The organism is Pedobacter arcticus A12, assembly GCF_000302595.1.
In the GTDB taxonomy this organism is placed as follows: Bacteria; Bacteroidota; Bacteroidia; order Sphingobacteriales; family Sphingobacteriaceae; genus Pseudopedobacter; species Pseudopedobacter arcticus.
In genome coordinates, this window is sequence record NZ_JH947128.1 from 39,423 (window position 1) to 56,768 (window position 17,346).

The following is a 17,346-nucleotide window of genomic DNA, read 5'->3' on the forward strand; positions in this document are numbered from 1 at the left end:
AAAAGCCATGCAGACCTTTTACCTCACACCGTATACCTTAACCCTCATTATTCACTTTATGCCAAATAGCTACTTGATTTCCAAAAATCTTAGAGAATCCTTTAACATCTTCTCCAGTATAACCTTCGTTCATTTCGCCGTAGCTACCAAATTTACTGCTCATTAAATCGTTTTCAGATTCAATTCCGATAACCACAAATCGATAAGGGAATAACTGTATAAATACTTTTCCGTTTACCGTTTTTTGAGTATTGGTCAAAAAAGCCTCGATATCACGCATAATTGGGTCATGAAACTGCCCCTCATGCATCCAGTTTCCGTAAAACATCGACAACTGATCTTTCCAGCTCAACTGCCATTTGGTTAATGTATGCTTTTCTAAAGCATGGTGTGCTTTGATAATCACCATCGGTGCAGCCGCTTCAAAACCTACGCGTCCTTTAATCCCAATAATGGTATCACCCACGTGGATATCTCTACCAATTCCAAAAGGTGCAGCAATTTCTTGCAATGCCTGAATTGCTTCTGACGGATGCTTGTATTTTTTTCCGTTTACGGCGATTAACTCCCCTTTTAAAAATTCAAGCTCTAAATCTTCTGGAGTGCTTTTAGTAACCTGAGTTGGCCAGGCCTCTTCTGGCAACATTCCTTTTGATGATAAAGTTTCTTTTCCGCCAACGGAAGTTCCCCAAATTCCTTTATTGATTGAATATTGTGCTTTTTCTGCGTTAACCTCTACACCATGTTTGTGCAGGTATTCAATCTCCGCGTCGCGACTTAGTTTTAAATCTCTGATTGGTGTAATGATGCCTACTTTAGGAATCACGATATTAAAAATCATATCGAAACGAACTTGATCATTTCCCGCTCCAGTGCTTCCATGGGCTACAAAATCAGCGTTAATCTCTTTTGCGTAATTTGCTATTGCTGTGGCCTGAGTAACTCGTTCTGCACTTACAGAAAGTGGATACGTATTATTTTTCAATACATTACCAAAAACCAAATACTTCAGATAATCATCGTAATAACCTTTAACAGCATCAACTGCATGGTGGGATTTTACGCCTAAACTGTATGCTCGTTCTTCAATCTGCTTCAATTCTTCATCAGAAAAACCACCTGTATTTACAATAACAGAATGCACTTCTAAATCTAAATCCTTCGTTAAATATATACAACAAAATGAGGTATCTAAACCTCCGCTAAATGCTAAAACAACTTTTTTCTTCATGTATTTTTAGATATGAGTATTGGGATGTTAGATATAAGACCTTTTGAGTTTGCCGTTAGGCGTTTTCTCAAATCTAATATCTATCATCTCAAATCTTTTTTTTTAATTCGCCAAACTTATTCCTATGATTTTTGTGAAGCTTTTCAGTTTTGCTTCTATTCTTTTAAAAAGGGTTGCCTTTTTTGTTATTTGTTTAAAACGTTCTTCTTCCTCTACTTTTTTTTCTGCGGGGTCGTAAAGCATCGCTGTACACATACAGTTTTGGCGACCTTTACTTACCAGAATATCATAATTAACACAGCTTCTACATCCATCCCAAAACTTTTCATCTTGGGTAAGTTCAGAGTAGGTAACCGGTTCGTATCCTAAATCAGAATTGATTTTCATTACGGCTAAGCCGGTTGTTAAACCAAATATTTTTGCATCAGGATATTTTTGTCTGGAAAGCTGAAAAACCTTGGTTTTAATGGCTTTTGCCAAACCACACTTACGGTAAATAGGGTTAACGATTAAGCCTGAGTTTGCTACAAAATCTCCATGGCTCCAGGTTTCGATATAACAAAATCCTGCCCAAGTACCATCTTTATGCAAAGCGATAACTGCTTTGCCTTCCAGCATTTTATTTGAAATATATTCTGGAGAACGTTTTGCAATACCAGTACCTCTTGCTTTTGCAGAAACTTCCATTTCATTACAAATGGTTTCTGCAAAACCAACATGCTGTAGACCTGCAACTAATATATTAAAATCGGGATTATGCATTTATTGAGGTGGGGATTGTACCCACGTTTTCTGTTATACAACAATAAGTCTTTTTTTGATGAAACCATCGCTCACCGATGGCGTAAAGGGGGTTATTTCCGTTCTCAGACCAATCAAAATCTGGGAGCAGATAGCGGTCTTCGTCGCAATGATATTGTTCTGAAAGAAGGTAAATAAATAAACATAGAAACAGCATACACCTGAGCAGGAGTATTACTGAATTGTATATGTAAATTATTTTGTTTCATCTTTTAAAATAGCAGGCATTAAACCCTGTATTGCAACGCAAAATAGCGCATAATTTTCTTTAAATACAACATTTAACGCAATTAATCATCGGTTTTTACACTACACTAATAAAGCCAAAACGCAAATACAAAAAAAACCGCCTTAAAATAAATTTAAGAGCGGTTTCAAATATTGAACTATTGCTTAAACTACCTTACACTTTCTTTAGTCTGATGATGCGACACCAATGCATTACTTTGAGCACCGGATAAACAGGATCAATCTCAAACCACTTTTTTGCGAAGTTTGCACTGTTCGGGAATTTATGATGATTGTTCTGGAACAGTTCGCCAAGCATTAAAAAATCAAATGGTGTGGTGTTTTTTGATTTATCATCATTATCAAAATTGGAATACCCGTATTTATGACCGCACCAGTTAACAATAGCGCCATGTAAAGGTCCCATTACAAAATGGAAAGGCAACAGTAACCACATCCACCATTGTGTAGCAAAGGCTACATAAAACGCAACGTATCCTAAAGAAAACAAGACTCTAGAAAACACTGAAGTGCCTAAATCATCAATCAACTTCCATTCGGCATAGTCTCCTCTAAACTGTGGCTCTGGCTGTTCCAAATCTTTTTCAAAAATATGGTAGGTTCCACGGGTGTTCCACATCATTTGAAATACGTCTTCAAAAAAATGAGGAGAGTGCGGATCTTTTTCCGTATCACTAAAAGCATGGTGCATACGGTGCATAATAGCGTAAGCTTTTGGTTTTAGATAAGATGCACCCTGACCAACATAAGTTAAAATATAAAAGAATTTATACCAGAAACTGTTAAGATGAAACATCTTATGTGACGCGTACCTGTGCAGAAAAAAGGTTTGTACAAACAAAGAGATGAACCAGTGAGCAATGAAAAATATAATAATGTACATGCTTGCGCTGTTATTGTAAATTTATGAATTTGAATTAAGTGGCGAATTTAACCAATGATTGCAGATTATAGCGTGACAATAATCATTTGTGCAAAAAAATAACTGAATTATGGCATTAAACTTAATTATCCGTCAGAGTATAAACGAGGTTTATGCTGAGTTGGATGGTGTAATTACAAAATTTATTGATGAGAGGAATAACTCAAACTCCTGGGGCTGATTTAGAATTAGGGTATAGATTTTGTTTTATTGGATGATATACCAAAAAATATAAAGTTATGAGACTACCACACGGAAGCTACGATACGCTATCGGAAGCAATGAACAAACTAAAAGAACAAGGATTTACGTATGATTTCGATTTTAAACATGCACACTTATGCTGTGGTTCAGAAAACAGAGAGTATGGTTCTGATGAACTAAAAATTATCGAAGTACACCGCTTTGAAGGAATCACCGACCCAGAAGACAGTTCTATTTTATATGCAGTTGAAAGCAATGATGGCGCTAAAGGATTGGTGGTTGATGCTTACGGAATGTATGCCGACGCCGAAAAAACGGAATTTATGAGCTCAATTGAGATTGTGGACCACAACCAAGATCCTGAACATAAAACGGACATCTAAAACCGCTATACAAACTCACCGAGGAAAGAGATTGGCTAGTTAAAAAAGCATAGCAATAATGTCTTCAGCGCTAAGTGCATCAGCTTCAGCTTTGTAATTCCTCACAATCCGATGTTTTAGAATTGCGGTAGCAACTGCTTGCACATCTTCAATATCTGGAGAATATTTACCGTGGATTGCTGCATGGCATTTTGCGCCAATCACCAGAAACTGTGAAGCCCGCGGACCTGCACCCCATGATAAATATTTGTTTACCGCATCGGTAGCATATTGTGTTTGTGGTCGGGTTTTTACTACCAACTTCACGGCGTATTCTAAAACATGGCTAGAAACGGGTATTTTCTTAATTAATTCCTGAAAATAAGAGATTTGATTGGCGTTCAATATCCTTTTCAAATCTGCTACTTTACCGCTAGTGGTATTTTTAACAATATTCAGCTCTTCCTCAAAACTGGGGTAACCTAAATCCACATTGAACATAAAACGGTCCAATTGCGCTTCTGGTAAGGGATAGGTTCCCTCCTGTTCAATCGGGTTCTGGGTTGCTAAAACAAAAAATGGTTTTGGTAAAGCGTGAGTAATGCCGGCTGCAGTTACCGATTTTTCTTGCATCGCCTCCAACAAGGCAGCCTGCGTTTTCGGTGGTGTACGGTTAATCTCATCTGCCAAAATGATATTTGAAAAAATTGGCCCTCTTATAAACTTAAAATGCCTGTCTTCGCCTAAAATCTCACTCCCTATAATATCCGACGGCATTAAGTCTGGCGTAAACTGAATTCGGTTGAAAGATAAATCCAACACGTTAGCTACCGTTTGCACCAATAGTGTTTTTGCTAAACCTGGCACACCAACTAGCAAACAATGCCCGTTACTAAAAACGGAAATCAGTACAGATTTTACAACTTCATCTTGCCCCACAATGACTTTAGAAATTTCTTTCCTAATTTCATCGTACACCTTACTAAAGGCATCTATTGCGTCTGCGTCTGATTGGTAATTCATATTATTTTGCTGCAGCTGTTGGGCTATCTGCAATCCATTCTTTTAAAAGATCGCAACCCGTATAATCTTCATCAATTTTAATGTAAGTTGATTTTCTTCTCTTCTCAAACCATTTACTCACCGTTTTATTGATTTTATCTTCGTAAGCAGCGTCCTTAATTTTAGGTAAATCCTGATCTAAATTTGCTGTATGTGGAGGTATTTTGCTTTTCAAGTACATAAAACGGTAGCCTGATTTACCACGAGCATCTGTAAACATTGCTGGAGTTGAATAAGTTCCAACTTTCATTGTATCGATGGTTAAAAATACTTTTGGATCTAAGCGGTCTGTTGGGATAAAAGTAGTACGTGATTGTACGTTTTCTGCGTTCAGCATCATTCCACCGTTAAATTTAGTTTCTTTCTCATCAGAAAAAAGAGACGCAGCGGTAGAAAAATCAAGCTTTCCGGCTTTCACTTTTTGGTAGGTAGAATCAATTTCAACCCTTGCTCTTTCTAATGCAGCAGCAGGGGTTTCTGGAATAACTAAAATATGCCTAACCCTAACCTGTTCTCCTCTACGTTCCAAAACTTCTAAAAAATGGAAGCCAAACTCGGTTTCAAACACGGGCGACATTTCTTTTTCTTTTAATTTAAAAGCCCAAGAAGTAAATTCTTTTGCCATGGTCTGTCTGTCAAAAAATGGCAGCTCACCACCTTCTCTTGCCGAACCTGGGTCTTGCGAGTACAAACGAGCTAAAGTAGCAAAGCTATCACCACCTTTAATTCTCAACCTTAGTGCTTCAGCCTTATCTTTAAAAATCTCTTTTTCCTTTTTGGTCAAATCTGGATAAACTACAATTTCACCTACTTCAACTTCGGTATTAAACTGAGGCAAAGAATCTTTAGGGAAAGCTTCAAAAAAGCGCTTAACCTCTAAAGGCGTAACTTCAACTTTTTCAGTAATTTTTGCCTGCATTTTTTGTGCAACCAATTGCTCTCTAATCTCGGGTCTAATCTCATCTTTATATTGTATCAAAGATCTACCTAGAAAGCCTTCTAACTTTTCTTGTCCGCCTGCTCTTGAGGTCATCACACGCATTCTCCGCTCAATCTCACCGTCAACATCGTCATCTTCTACCGAAATAGAATCTAAAACTGCCTGTTGCGTCAATAACTTTTGGCTTAACATATTTTGCAAAAAGCTACATTTAATTTCCTCATCAGCCTTATTACCCTGCACTAAATATTGCGCATATTGCTGGTCAATCTCCGATTTTAGGATAATATTATCTCCTACAACGGCAACCACTTTGTCTACCACTTTATCCTGATTTTGTGCGTAGCTGTTTGCCAAACCTAAAAAGATGATACCTATTAATACTATGTATTTCTTCATTTATCGTATATTTCTAATTCGTTATTTTTTTGAGCCTCAGTAAACACTTCTTTTTCCATTTGATTTATGAGTGCCAATTTTCGCTGATTTAAAATCAGGTTTTTAATATTTTCTTTTTCAAAAACTATCGGCGACAAGCTATCCCTAAATTTTGAATCTCGCAAAATTATAAGATATAATGCATTATTATCAGAAATTTCAAAAATACGATTTAAATTATTGTAATTGTTTTCTGATATCCTTGAAATAGGCAACGTTTTCTCTAGGTCATCTATATAGTGCCATGCGGTATCCAACAAAGAAAAATTTGGAGAGTACTTAAAGCAATACTTCTCTAATAAATCCACATCACGCATATCTTTTGAAGAGAATAGCTTCTTTACCATTGGTATTTTAGGTGCGTTTTCTGGTAGTTTGATGTACGAAACTTTTAGAATTGGCTTTTTAAGCTGAAAATTATCTTTATTATCGTTATAAAATTTCTGAATTTCTTCATCGCCAACCAAGGTATCCAACTTTTGTCTGATGAGTTCCTGCTCATACTCAAACCTAATTAACGACATTTTATAGTTAGCCAAACGGCTTTCTATGCTTTTATTATCGATGTTTACATTATTCTCTGCCTGATGCTGAATAACCTGCTCATGTTGCCACTGATCTATAAATGCTTTTACAATGGCGACGCTGTCGTTTCCATGAGTGTTTTTAGGCACCAGACCGTCTAAGTCAGAAAGATACAAGTATTTGTCAAAGGCCTTTGCAATAGGTTTGCCCTTTGAATCGCTGAAGTTACTACAGGAAATTAGGACTAAACTTAACGAGAATAAGTACGTTAGATTTTTAAACAATTGCATCATTTTGGAACGAAAGTAAAGTCTTTTTAGCGTAATTTGGCCATGCTTTAGAATTTTTAACATTTTTTAGCGAATTTCACAACGCATGAATCCACTACAAACAGATAATTTAATTGCCTTAAGTTTATTGTTAGATGAAGATATCTATGTTTTAAATGATTTACCTAAAAAAGAGTTCGACCAAATTGTAGCCGAAAAACCTGTTGAGGTTTCAGCTAAAACCACAGAGACAAACAACAGCCCAGTTGTGGAGATTCCAAAAATCGAGAAACAGACAATTCCCTCTCCTAGCCCAGAAGTCAGTCCGGCAACTATAATTCCAAAAATTGAGAAAGCAAGTGTGCCTTTAAAAACAAAAAATGATGGTTTTGAGTATTTAGGAGAAAACAACAAATACATTTTAATTATCGTAAATAACGAGCAAGAAAAGTTTTTAAACAAAGCGGATTTAGCGTTTCTTGTAAAAATAATGGGCGCTAAAAAATGGGTATTAGAAGACGTTGCTATTGTAAACATGGCGAAATACGAGGACTTAAACTTTGAGGATTTAACAGCCTATTTTGCTTGCAATAAAATAGTCACTTTTGGTTTTAATCCGGCAGTTTTAAATATTGTTGGCGCTGTGGCAAACCAAAAAACCACTTATAAAAATGTTGCTGTTTTAGGAACCTGGGATTTACCAAAATTACAGACCGACGTACCCAAGAAAACTATTTTTTGGAATCAACTTAAGGCATTTTAATGATTGAAGGAGTGAAGTAAAGAATGATTGAAGAATGGAATGAGTGAAGGAGAGAATGATGGAGGAGTGGAATAATGGAATGAGTGAAGGATGGAATAATGGAAAGGTAGAATTAGAACAACAACGGCTTTACCCAAAACTTTTTACTTTTTACTTTTTACTTTTACTTTTTACTTTTTACTTTTTACTTTTTACTTTTTACTTAAAAAAAATGGGACAAAAATTGGTTTTTGCAACCAACAATCAGCATAAGTTAGACGAAGTCCAGCTAAAAGTTGGCAATAGCTTTAAAATTGTTAGTCTAAAAGAGATTGGTTGCTTTGAAGATATTGAAGAAACTGGCCTAACGCTTGAAGAAAACGCGAGTATCAAAAGTCAGTACATCTACAAAAATTACAATTTAGATTGCTTTGCAGATGATACTGGTTTAGAGATTTTTGCTTTGAACAATGAACCCGGAGTTTACTCTGCCCGTTATTCTGGTGATAGGGATTTTACCAAAAACATGGATTTGGTATTGCAGAAAATGCAGGGCATCAATGATAGAGGCGCAAGGTTTAGAACCGTAATCTCCCTAATTATTGAGGGCAAGGAGCATCTTTTTGAGGGAATTGTAAACGGCACCATCCGTACAGAAAAAAGTGGTGAAGAAGGTTTTGGTTACGACCCAATTTTTGAACCCGAAGGCTACAACATTACTTTTGCCGAAATGAGTTTAGAGGAGAAAAACATAATTAGTCACCGTGGAAGAGCGATGGAAAAACTGATTCAATTTTTAAAAAATTAATAACAATGCAAATTACGCTTAGTAAAACTACTGATATCCCACAGATTTTTAAACTTTATGATGAAGCAATCGCTTACCAAAAGGCTGTTAAAGGGAACGTTTGGAAAGGTTTTGAAGTTTCATTAATTGAACAGGAAATTGCCGAACAAAGACATTACGTTATCACAGAAGGAGATGATGTTGCCTGTACTTTTGTACTTTCTTTTGATGATGAACTGATTTGGAAAGAAGCGAACAAAGACAAAGCGGTTTATATCCACCGCGTTGCTGTAAACCCTAAATTTAGAGGAAAAGGCTATATCAATATTATTATAGATTGGTTAAAAGGTAAGGCAAAAGAATTAGCTATTGACTATATTAGGCTTGACACGGAGAGCGGGAACGACAAAATCAAAAATTACTACCTCAGCTGTGGCTTAACTTTTAAAGGTTCAACTAAAATAGATTGGGAAGCAGGTATGCCAGCACATTACAAAAATGCCACATTGATTTTATTTGAGATTAAGCTTTGATGGCTTTACCTAAAACTACTTCTTATTAAAATTAGTCATCGTTAACTCAATACCAATGGTTACAAATGCTTTAATCATTTGAATAGATTTATCAATTAAGGCAGGCAATTCCGGGATTTCATCATCATCAAAACCGCTTAACACGTAATCTACCTGTCGGCCTTTTGCAAAATTATCACTTACACCAAAGCGCAGACGAGCGTACTCGTTAGAACCCAATAAGCCTTCGATGCTTTTTAAACCGTTATGCCCGGCAGCGCTACCTTTCGGTTTTATCCGTACAGACCCAAATGGGATTGCCAAATCATCCACCACAATCAGCACATTTTCTATCGGGATTTTAAGTTCCTGCATCCAATGCCTCACGGCTTTACCGCTTAAGTTCATGTAAGTAGTTGGTTTTATTAAACATAAGGTTCTTCCTTTATGGCTTATTTCAGTGTAGCCTGCCAACTTCATGGTCGAAAAGCTTACCCCGGCTTCCTTCGCCATTGCATCCAACACCATAAAACCAATATTATGGCGTGTATCTGCATACTCTGAACCTATATTTCCTAAACCTACAATCAGATATTTCATTATTCAAATAAAAGCATCCGGCCTAAACCGAAAATAAATATTAAAAAGGCATCCTTGCCAAAGGCGCAACCTCCTGCCCCACAAAATCCTTTGCTAAAAACTTGTAATATCCCGCAATGGCAATCATCGCAGCATTATCTGTACAATATTCAAACTTTGGGATAAAAACATTCCATCCTTCTTTTGTTGCCATGGCATTTAAACCATCTCGCAAACCAGAATTTGCAGAAACCCCCCCGGCAATCGCAACATCTGTAATCTCGTACTGCACCGCCGCTTTCTTAAGTTTATTTAACAAGATAGAAACAATGCGACTTTGTACAGAAGCACAGATATCATTCATGTTTTCATGCAAAAAACCTGGATTTAGTTTAACGTTATCTCTCACAAAATAAAGAATAGCGGTTTTTAATCCGCTGAAGCTAAAGTTAAGTTCTGGAATCTGTGGTTCTGTAAATTTGTATTTATTTGGATCGCCCAGTTTTGCATTTTTATCAACCAATGGTCCGCCGGGGTAAGGCAATCCTAAAATTTTAGCAGTTTTATCAAAAGCTTCACCGGCGGCATCGTCTAAAGTTTCGCCAACCACTTCCATATCAAAATAATTTTTCACCAAAACTATCTGTGTATGCCCTCCAGACACCGTTAAACACAGAAATGGAAATAGCGGTTTTGGCTCATCAATAAAATGTGCTAAAATATGCGCCTGCATGTGGTTAACTTCAATTAACGGAATGTTATTTGCTAAAGCAAAAGCCTTAGAAAAGCAGGTGCCCACCAACAGCGACCCCAGCAAGCCTGGACCGCGAGTAAAAGCAACTGCATCTATTTGTTTTTTATGTATTTTCGCAGCAGTAATAGCCTGATGAACAGCTGGGACAATATTTTGTTGGTGAACACGCGAAGCTAGTTCGGGCACAACACCACCATAAAGTTCGTGTATAGTTTGGTTTGCTATAATATTAGACACTATTTTACCGTCTATACAAACAGAGGCTGAGGTTTCATCGCAGGAGGATTCAATTCCGAGAATAATTGACACAAAAGAGGGTTTTAAATATAAAAACACAAAAATATCAAAAAAGTATTCAAAATAACGCTTTACATCCTTGTTGCTATCATATTATTGTTGGCAGGCATTATTTTGTCGCTACAACTTAAACCCGTTCAAACTTGGGCTGCAAAAAAAGCGGCTACTTTTCTATCTTCAGAGCTAAAAACGCAGGTGCAAATTAAAAGTTTGTATTTGGAACCTTTTAAATCATTGGTGTTAGAAGGTTTTTTTATTGCTGATTTAGATAAAGACACCTTATTAAATGCACCCAAACTTACGGTCGATATTGCCTACTTCGCTCCGTTTAAAGAACGAAAAATCACGCTACAAAGCATTGAACTGGAAAACGCGACTTTCTACTTAAAGGAATATAAAGACACAACCACAAACCTATCCTTTATTATCAATTACTTTAATAGCGGCGTGGTAGATACAACCGTAAAAAAGAAACCTTTTGATTTTACGCTGAATAATGCAACAATCAAAAACCTAGATTTTAGGTATAAAAACTACCGCACAAGAGATACGTTGATTAACGGAGTTAATTACGACGACGTACATATTACCCACTTAAGCACCAATTTAGAAAACATAAATACCAAAGATTATATTTTAAAGGCGAAAATCAATAAGCTAACTTTTAAAGAGCGTAGCGGTTTTGTTTTGAATAACCTAACCGCCAACGCAACAATTGCTTCCGACAGGATTGTATTAGAACAATTGTATTTAAAAACTCCAAAATCTAGCTTACGAGATTATTTTAGCATGCGCTTTAAAAGCTATGCAGATTTTGATGACGTAATTAACAAAGTGACTATGGAAGGTCATTTTAAAAATGCAAGAATAGATGCTAAAGACATTGCTTTTTTTGCGCCACAGATTGACTATATCACCCTTCCTATTGATGTTACCGGTGTAATTAAAGGAAAAGTAAATGGTTTAAAAGCAAAGGACTTACTGATTAAGGCTGGAAAAACCACCTACATCAAAGGTGATTTTGAAGTAAAAGGCTTGCCCGAAACAAAAAACACCTTTTTGGATTTAAACTTCAAGCAGATTTACTCTAACAAAGCAGACGTTGATTATATTATTGAGCGCTTAACTGGAAATAAGAAGAATACGTTACCAGATGTGATCAACAAGTTTGGCAATATTAACTTCAAAGGGCAGTTTACTGGTTTTTTTAATGATTTTGTTGCTTACGGCGATTTTAAAACAAAACTAGGGCAAATAAAATCGGATGTTAACATGAAAATCAACCGTAATAATGTGCCTTCCTATAGCGGTAAACTACAAGCAATAGATTTCAACCTTGGCGATTTAATTGGGGAAGAATCTATCAACCGGACATCTTTTGTTGCAAATATTGACGGGCGTGGTTTTGATTTAAACCAGCTTACCGAAAAACTAGATGTAAAGGCAACCTATTTTGAATTTAATGGTTACAGCTACAGAAACATCAAGGTAAACGGGAACATTAACAAGCAGGTATTTGATGGTAAACTTAACATCGATGATAAAAACATCAATCTTGACTTTGATGGAAAAGCAAACTTAAACCCAAACTTACCTGAGTTTAATTTTATTGCGAATGTACAACAGGCCAGACTGCATAAACTGAATTTTGGGAAAGACACCCTTTCGGTGGATGCGGTTATAAACACCAACTTTAAAGGCAGTAACCTAGCGAACATTCAAGGGCAGTTTAATGTAAACGATTTAAGAGTTACCACTACAGAAAAATCAGTGGTTATTGATTCGGTACAGTTAAAAGCCGAAGGCGTGGGAACCGACCGTTTATTGGCGCTAACTTCTAACATTGGAGATGCTTACATTAAAGGCGAGTATGATTTAAATACGCTACCATCTGCGTTCAAAACCATTGTTAAAAAATATATCCCATCGTACCGAACGGCTATTGTAAAGCCAAAAAATCAGAACTTTGAATTTAGAGTCGATTTGAAAAACTTCGATTACCTATCTAGCTTATTAATTCCTGAACTAAAAATACCGGAAAGGGGTGCGTTTTACGGCAAATTTAATTCTAGCAAAGACACCGTTACCTTAAGTGGTTTTGTAAAAACACTTACCTATAACGACATTACTTTTAACAATATTATTATTGACCAAAACACCAACAGCAAATCTTTAGAAGCGATTGTATCTATGGATAAGGTGCAGTTTTCTGAGGGTGGCGCTTTTGTACAGAACATCATTATTCAAAACACCTTAAGAAACGACAGCCTTACGTTCAACGTAAAGTTATCAGACAAAGATGCTATTAACCAACTGGATTTATACGGATTGGTGAAATTTGGCACCGATACGCTTGCGCAGATTAGTTTACTACCGTCTGAGGTCATCATCGATAACCAGGTATGGAAAATACAGGACCAGGTTAAGATCAAATTCGAAAACGCTCGTACATTAATTGAGAATTTTGAATTGAGTAGCAATAATCAATTAATTGCCATTAATGGAGCCATATCCAAAAACCCAGAAGACGGGCTGGAAGTGGTGATCAAAGATTTCAAAATTTCATCATTAAGTCAGGTTACTAAGGCTTATGGCGTGGATTTAAGTGGAACATTAAATGGAACAGCAAACCTTTCTGCAATTTTAGGTACGCCAAATATCAAATCGGATTTAACAGTTGACACTTTAAAATACAACAACACCCTTATTGGTAATTTAAAAACGGTTTCCGTTTACAACAACGCTACCAACAAGCTTGATGTTGACGCCAGCATTTTTAAAGGCAATACCAAAACAATGGACGTTAAGGGTAATATTGACATTAAAAGCGAGACTAACAATCTTAACTTAGATGTTGCCTTAGATAAAACCGAACTGGTAATTGTTGAACCTTTTGTAAAGAACTTAGTTTCTAATTTAAAAGGCCAAATTAGCTCTGATTTAAAAGTTACCGGTAAGTTTAACAACCCAAAAATTGACGGTACGGTTGACTTTTTAAACACCGGAGTTACGGTTAATTACCTGAAAACTGCTTACACTTTTACGCACAAAGTAACCGTAGAAAATAGTGTGATCAACATCAACAACCTTAAATTAACGGATATCAATGGTAATATCGCAACTGCAAACGGAACTGTTGACCTACGCAAGCCAGACAACCCAACCATTACTGCCGAAATTAATGCCACAAATTTTATGGCTTTAAACACCACGGCCAAAGACAACCCACTCTATTACGGTAAAGCTTTTGCAACGGGAAAGTTCACATTTGCAGGACCTACCGATGCGATGAAAATCAACATCAAAGCGAAAACGGAAAAAGGCACAGAGTTTACAATTCCTTTAAACGGTGCTTCTACGGTTAGTTCTGATGATTTTATTACCTACGTTGCCAAAGATTCTTCCTTAAATAAAAAAGAAGCTGTTAATTATTTCAACGGTTTAACCATGGAGTTTGACTTAGCCGTTGATGAAGGAACAACAGCTAATATTTTAACGGAAGTAGGGAATTTAACCGGACAGGGAACGGCCCAGTTAAATCTTAAAATTACCAGTTTAGGCGATTTTGAAATGAAAGGCGATTATATCATCGATGCTGGTCAGTTTGATTTTACAGCCAATAACCTCATTGATAAAACTTTCGATATTAAAAAAGGTGGTACCCTAAGATGGACTGGCGACCCAAGTGATGCAGAAATCAACATCAACGCGAGTTATACTACTAGAGCTTCTCTCGCTCCTTTATATGCGGCGGCTGGGCGTACTTTACCAGATAAAGATCAGAATCTGCGTGTACTTGCAGAGGCTGACATGCTTTTGAAAGGCTCGTTGTTAAACCCACAGGTTGATTTTAATTTAAGTTTCCCAAACAACTCTGGCTATATGACAGAGTTGCAAGGTTATTTAGATGATAAAGATAACGAAGCGCAACAAGTAATTAATTTGGTGGTGCGTAACAGCTTTAACGGCAATTCTAGCGCTGGTATCGGTATTGATAACCAAACCTTAATTGGCTCGGGGCTGGAACTTGGTTTTAGTAAACTGCAGAACATTGTATCACAAACATTGGGTGTAAAAAACCTAGATTTCAACTTACGTTCTTTAAGTGAGTTTGGTATTGGTTACAGCTTTTTTAACAATCGATTAAAAGTGCAGGGCAATTTCGTAAACAATAAATACGACAATGATTACTTTAACAATAACGTTTTCAATTCGTCTTTTAACGATTTAACCCGAGATGCGCAGATGACTTACGACATTAAGAAAGATGGAAGTTTGGTAGGTAAAATCTTCAACAGGCCATCAAGCCGTGATTTTTTTAACTTGAATAACGACATTTACACAAACGGAGTTGGTTTAGTGTATGTGCAGGAATACGACACGTTTAAAGAATTTATCCAGAATACTTTCGGCAGAGCCAAAAAGAAAACCGAAGAACAGGAAAAAGAAGAATCAGAAAGCCGAAGCAAAACTCGCCAGTCGCCTATAGTTTATCCACCTAAAAAGGAGGATTAGGCATTAGTATAAGGAATTCATTGATCATTGGTTTACTAGTCAATAGAGAATAGTCAGCAGTGAGTTATCTATTCTCTCATTCAAAATTCTACCATTCGATTATTAGAGATTGCAGAGTCGTCCTGCAAGTCAGCTCCCTCTCCTTCGGAGAGGGCTGGGGTGAGGCTACCTTCTCCAAATATCATTCTCAGAGTTTACATCTGGTAATAAATGTTCAGGATCAAAAACTACTGATTTTATTTCTTCTGTTGATGGATAACTAAATGTCCAATTGGTGTTTCTTGCCCAAATTTCAACCGGCAGTTGAATAGTTTCTGTTTTACCACTTACAGTCTCTACTTTCAAAATAACGGGTAAAGGCATTTTTTCTAGACATGACAAGGTAATTAAAGCTCCGTTTTTAGGATTATCCTTTACATAGCTCACACTGTTTACAGCAATATCCGCTCGCCAATTATTGATAAACCAACCACGCCAAAACCATCTTAAATCTTCCCCGGCTACGTTTTCTAGGGTTCTAAAAAAGTCGGTTGGTGTAGGGTGTTTAAATGCCCAACGGTCTATATAAGTTTTAAAAGCTAAATCAAAACGCTCTTTCCCTAAAATCTGGTCTCGCAAAATTGTTAAACCCGCAGCTGGTTTACGATAGCACAAAGTACCTATGTGTGCTTCTTTCATATTATCCGGGCTAGTCATAATAGGCTCAAAAAGCGGATTTGTATAATAATTAGCTAGCTGGTGCATATCCGATTTTTCTTTTGGTTTATACTCACCATTGTTAAAATCTGCTGTGGTTAGTCCGTTTAAGAAAGTATTCAGGCCTTCATCTAACCAACCATAAAGTCTTTCGTTAGAACCCACAACCATTGGGAACCAATTATGTCCAAATTCATGATCTGTAACACCCCATAAACGATCTTTAACAGATTTCCAGCTGCAAAAAACAATACCCGGATATTCCATCCCGCCAACGTTTGCTGCAACATTAATAGCAGTTGGGTAAGTGTACTCATACCACATTTTAGAGTTAAACTCAATAGATTTTTTCACGTACTCGGTAGATCTTCCCCAAGCATTGCTACCTGCGCTTTCTACCGGATAAGCAGAAATCGCCATAGCAGATTTACCGCTCGGTAAATTCATTTTGGCAGCATCAACAACAAAAGCCGGCGATGAAGCCCAAGCCACATCTCTTGAATTTTTTATCTTAAACTTCCAAGTGAGTTCTGCCTTTCCCTTTGGGCGTGAGTTAGCATCCGTAACCTCTTTTGCTGTACGGATAAATACAGTTTCATCACTTTTACCAGCCTCTTTCCAACGTTTTAATTGTTCTGCAGTATAAACTTCCTGAGGATTTTGCAATTCGCCAGAACAAACTACAATATGATTGCTTGGAGCAGTTATGGCTACATCAAAATCGCCATATTCTAAGTAAAACTCACCCGGTCCGGTGTATGGCAAGGTATTCCAACCGCTAATATCATCGTAAACGCACATTCTTGGATACCATTGCGCCATCGCAAAAATCTTCCCGTTCTTGGTTTGCAAAACGCCCATCCTATCCGATCCATACTCTGGAGAAAGAAAAGAGAAATCAATTTTCAACTTGATTGATGCTCCATCCGCTTTTAAATTTTCGGGTAGAAAAACCTGCATACGCGTATCGTTAATTAAGTACTTTAAGTCAACATTGGTAGCTTTGCCGTTAATGGACAACAACTTAACAGTGCTTAATGTATTTCCGCCATCCAGTTTTTGTCCTTTGCTGCCATTTCTGCTTCCAGTTGGCGGGATAATCGAATTCCCCCTTGAGCCATCCTTAAAAATATTTTGGTCTAATTGCATCCAGATAAAAGAAAGTTCATCTGGACTATTGTTGGTATAGGTTAAAACTTCTGATCCAACTATTTTATTCTCATCATTATTCAAATGCGCAGTAAGTTGATAATCTGCTCTGTTTTGCCAGTAGGCATGTCCGGGTTGTCCACTTGCACTCCGATAGGTGTTTCCATCTTGAGTATAAAAAGAAGATCCGAAGGCATCATTATAATTATAGTTGCCTTGGTTTTTAGGGCTGGCATCTTCCTGTGCAGAAACTACACCGCAGGTTAGCAACATTGAGCAAACCAGTAAAATTATTTTAGTCATTTAAAAATG

The 17,346-nt window shown here is 36.9% G+C and carries 15 protein-coding genes; 6 read left to right on the forward strand and 9 right to left on the reverse strand.

Annotated features, from left to right (window positions below):
• Positions 1–37: 37 nt before the first annotated feature.
• A complete protein-coding gene (gene argG / locus B176_RS0116220; RefSeq protein ID WP_017259885.1) occupies positions 38–1,231 on the reverse strand; it encodes an argininosuccinate synthase in 1,194 nt (397 codons plus the stop codon).
• 102 nt (positions 1,232–1,333) lie between these two features.
• Positions 1,334–1,993 (reverse strand): N-acetyltransferase, encoded by a 660-nt coding sequence (locus B176_RS0116225; protein WP_017259886.1) that lies wholly within the window; start codon positions 1,991–1,993, stop codon positions 1,334–1,336.
• Between B176_RS0116225 and B176_RS21070 the strand changes: the two genes are divergently transcribed.
• Positions 1,988–2,170, forward strand: coding sequence for a hypothetical protein (locus B176_RS21070; protein ID WP_154648021.1), 183 nt, complete (start codon positions 1,988–1,990; stop codon positions 2,168–2,170). The two genes, B176_RS0116225 and B176_RS21070, sit on opposite strands and share 6 nt — an antisense overlap.
• A gap of 265 nt (positions 2,171–2,435) precedes the next feature.
• On the opposite strand, the gene B176_RS0116230 is transcribed toward B176_RS21070, so the two are convergent.
• Positions 2,436–3,164, reverse strand: a complete 729-nt coding sequence (locus B176_RS0116230) for an acyl-CoA desaturase (protein WP_026063393.1) — start codon at positions 3,162–3,164, stop codon at positions 2,436–2,438.
• 278 nt (positions 3,165–3,442) lie between these two features.
• Between B176_RS0116230 and B176_RS19805 the strand changes: the two genes are divergently transcribed.
• Positions 3,443–3,790 carry a hypothetical protein gene (locus B176_RS19805; protein ID WP_017259889.1) on the forward strand — a complete coding sequence of 116 codons (348 nt, stop codon included), beginning with the start codon at positions 3,443–3,445 and terminating at the stop codon, positions 3,788–3,790.
• Positions 3,791–3,829: 39 nt separating this feature from the next.
• Here the strand turns inward: B176_RS19805 and B176_RS0116245 are convergent, their stop codons facing one another.
• The 3 genes from B176_RS0116245 to B176_RS0116255 are packed head-to-tail and all read right to left on the reverse strand — an operon-like array spanning position 3,830 to position 7,087.
• Positions 3,830–4,792, reverse strand: a complete 963-nt coding sequence (locus B176_RS0116245) for an AAA family ATPase (protein ID WP_017259890.1) — start codon at positions 4,790–4,792, stop codon at positions 3,830–3,832.
• A gap of 1 nt (position 4,793) precedes the next feature.
• Positions 4,794–6,170: a peptidylprolyl isomerase gene (locus tag B176_RS0116250; RefSeq protein ID WP_017259891.1), complete on the reverse strand. Its 1,377-nt coding sequence runs from the start codon at positions 6,168–6,170 to the stop codon at positions 4,794–4,796.
• Complete coding sequence (locus B176_RS0116255; protein WP_017259892.1) at positions 6,167–7,087, reverse strand: hypothetical protein; 921 nt, start codon at positions 7,085–7,087, stop codon at positions 6,167–6,169. The genes B176_RS0116250 and B176_RS0116255 overlap by 4 nt, the downstream gene beginning before the upstream one ends.
• Positions 7,088–7,109: 22 nt before the next feature.
• Here B176_RS0116255 and B176_RS0116260 point away from each other — a divergent pair, with 22 nt between their 5' ends.
• From B176_RS0116260 to B176_RS0116270, 3 genes are read left to right on the forward strand one after another with little or no spacing between them, the layout of a single operon-like run.
• Positions 7,110–7,766 carry a hypothetical protein gene (locus tag B176_RS0116260; protein ID WP_017259893.1) on the forward strand — a complete coding sequence of 219 codons (657 nt, stop codon included), beginning with the start codon at positions 7,110–7,112 and terminating at the stop codon, positions 7,764–7,766.
• Positions 7,767–7,809: 43 nt separating this feature from the next.
• Positions 7,810–8,553, forward strand: coding sequence for a non-canonical purine NTP diphosphatase (locus B176_RS0116265; RefSeq protein ID WP_316928475.1), 744 nt, complete (start codon positions 7,810–7,812; stop codon positions 8,551–8,553).
• Between the two features lie 5 nt (positions 8,554–8,558).
• Complete coding sequence (locus tag B176_RS0116270) at positions 8,559–9,065, forward strand: GNAT family N-acetyltransferase (RefSeq protein ID WP_017259895.1); 507 nt, start codon at positions 8,559–8,561, stop codon at positions 9,063–9,065.
• Positions 9,066–9,080: 15 nt separating this feature from the next.
• Here the strand turns inward: B176_RS0116270 and pth are convergent, their stop codons facing one another.
• On the reverse strand, positions 9,081–9,644 hold the full coding sequence (gene pth / locus B176_RS0116275) for an aminoacyl-tRNA hydrolase (protein ID WP_017259896.1): 564 nt from the start codon (positions 9,642–9,644) through the stop codon (positions 9,081–9,083).
• 40 nt (positions 9,645–9,684) lie between these two features.
• Entirely contained in the window at positions 9,685–10,686 is a 1,002-nt protein-coding gene (gene tsaD, locus B176_RS0116280) for a tRNA (adenosine(37)-N6)-threonylcarbamoyltransferase complex transferase subunit TsaD (protein ID WP_026063395.1), read from the reverse strand.
• 87 nt (positions 10,687–10,773) lie between these two features.
• Between tsaD and B176_RS0116285 the strand changes: the two genes are divergently transcribed.
• Positions 10,774–15,189: a translocation/assembly module TamB domain-containing protein gene (locus tag B176_RS0116285; RefSeq protein ID WP_237739848.1), complete on the forward strand. Its 4,416-nt coding sequence runs from the start codon at positions 10,774–10,776 to the stop codon at positions 15,187–15,189.
• Positions 15,190–15,354: 165 nt separating this feature from the next.
• Here B176_RS0116285 and B176_RS0116290 read toward each other — a convergent pair whose 3' ends face one another.
• Positions 15,355–17,337: a M1 family metallopeptidase gene (locus tag B176_RS0116290; RefSeq protein ID WP_026063396.1), complete on the reverse strand. Its 1,983-nt coding sequence runs from the start codon at positions 17,335–17,337 to the stop codon at positions 15,355–15,357.
• Positions 17,338–17,346 lie beyond the last annotated feature (9 nt).

Excerpts from the sequence above, each read along its gene's own strand:
- argG (WP_017259885.1), bottom strand. The coding sequence starts at position 1,231 with ATGAAGAAAAAAGTTGTTTTAGCATTTAGCGGAGGTTTAGATACCTCA.
- B176_RS21070 (WP_154648021.1), top strand. The coding sequence starts at position 1,988 with ATGCATTTATTGAGGTGGGGATTGTACCCACGTTTTCTGTTATACAAC.
- B176_RS0116225 (WP_017259886.1), bottom strand. The coding sequence starts at position 1,993 with ATGCATAATCCCGATTTTAATATATTAGTTGCAGGTCTACAGCATGTT.
- B176_RS0116230 (WP_026063393.1), bottom strand. The coding sequence starts at position 3,164 with ATGTACATTATTATATTTTTCATTGCTCACTGGTTCATCTCTTTGTTT.
- B176_RS19805 (WP_017259889.1), top strand. The coding sequence starts at position 3,443 with ATGAGACTACCACACGGAAGCTACGATACGCTATCGGAAGCAATGAAC.
- B176_RS0116245 (WP_017259890.1), bottom strand. The coding sequence starts at position 4,792 with ATGAATTACCAATCAGACGCAGACGCAATAGATGCCTTTAGTAAGGTG.
- B176_RS0116250 (WP_017259891.1), bottom strand. The coding sequence starts at position 6,170 with ATGAAGAAATACATAGTATTAATAGGTATCATCTTTTTAGGTTTGGCA.
- B176_RS0116255 (WP_017259892.1), bottom strand. The coding sequence starts at position 7,087 with ATGTTAAAAATTCTAAAGCATGGCCAAATTACGCTAAAAAGACTTTAC.
- B176_RS0116260 (WP_017259893.1), top strand. The coding sequence starts at position 7,110 with ATGAATCCACTACAAACAGATAATTTAATTGCCTTAAGTTTATTGTTA.
- B176_RS0116270 (WP_017259895.1), top strand. The coding sequence starts at position 8,559 with ATGCAAATTACGCTTAGTAAAACTACTGATATCCCACAGATTTTTAAA.
- pth (WP_017259896.1), bottom strand. The coding sequence starts at position 9,644 with ATGAAATATCTGATTGTAGGTTTAGGAAATATAGGTTCAGAGTATGCA.
- B176_RS0116290 (WP_026063396.1), bottom strand. The coding sequence starts at position 17,337 with ATGACTAAAATAATTTTACTGGTTTGCTCAATGTTGCTAACCTGCGGT.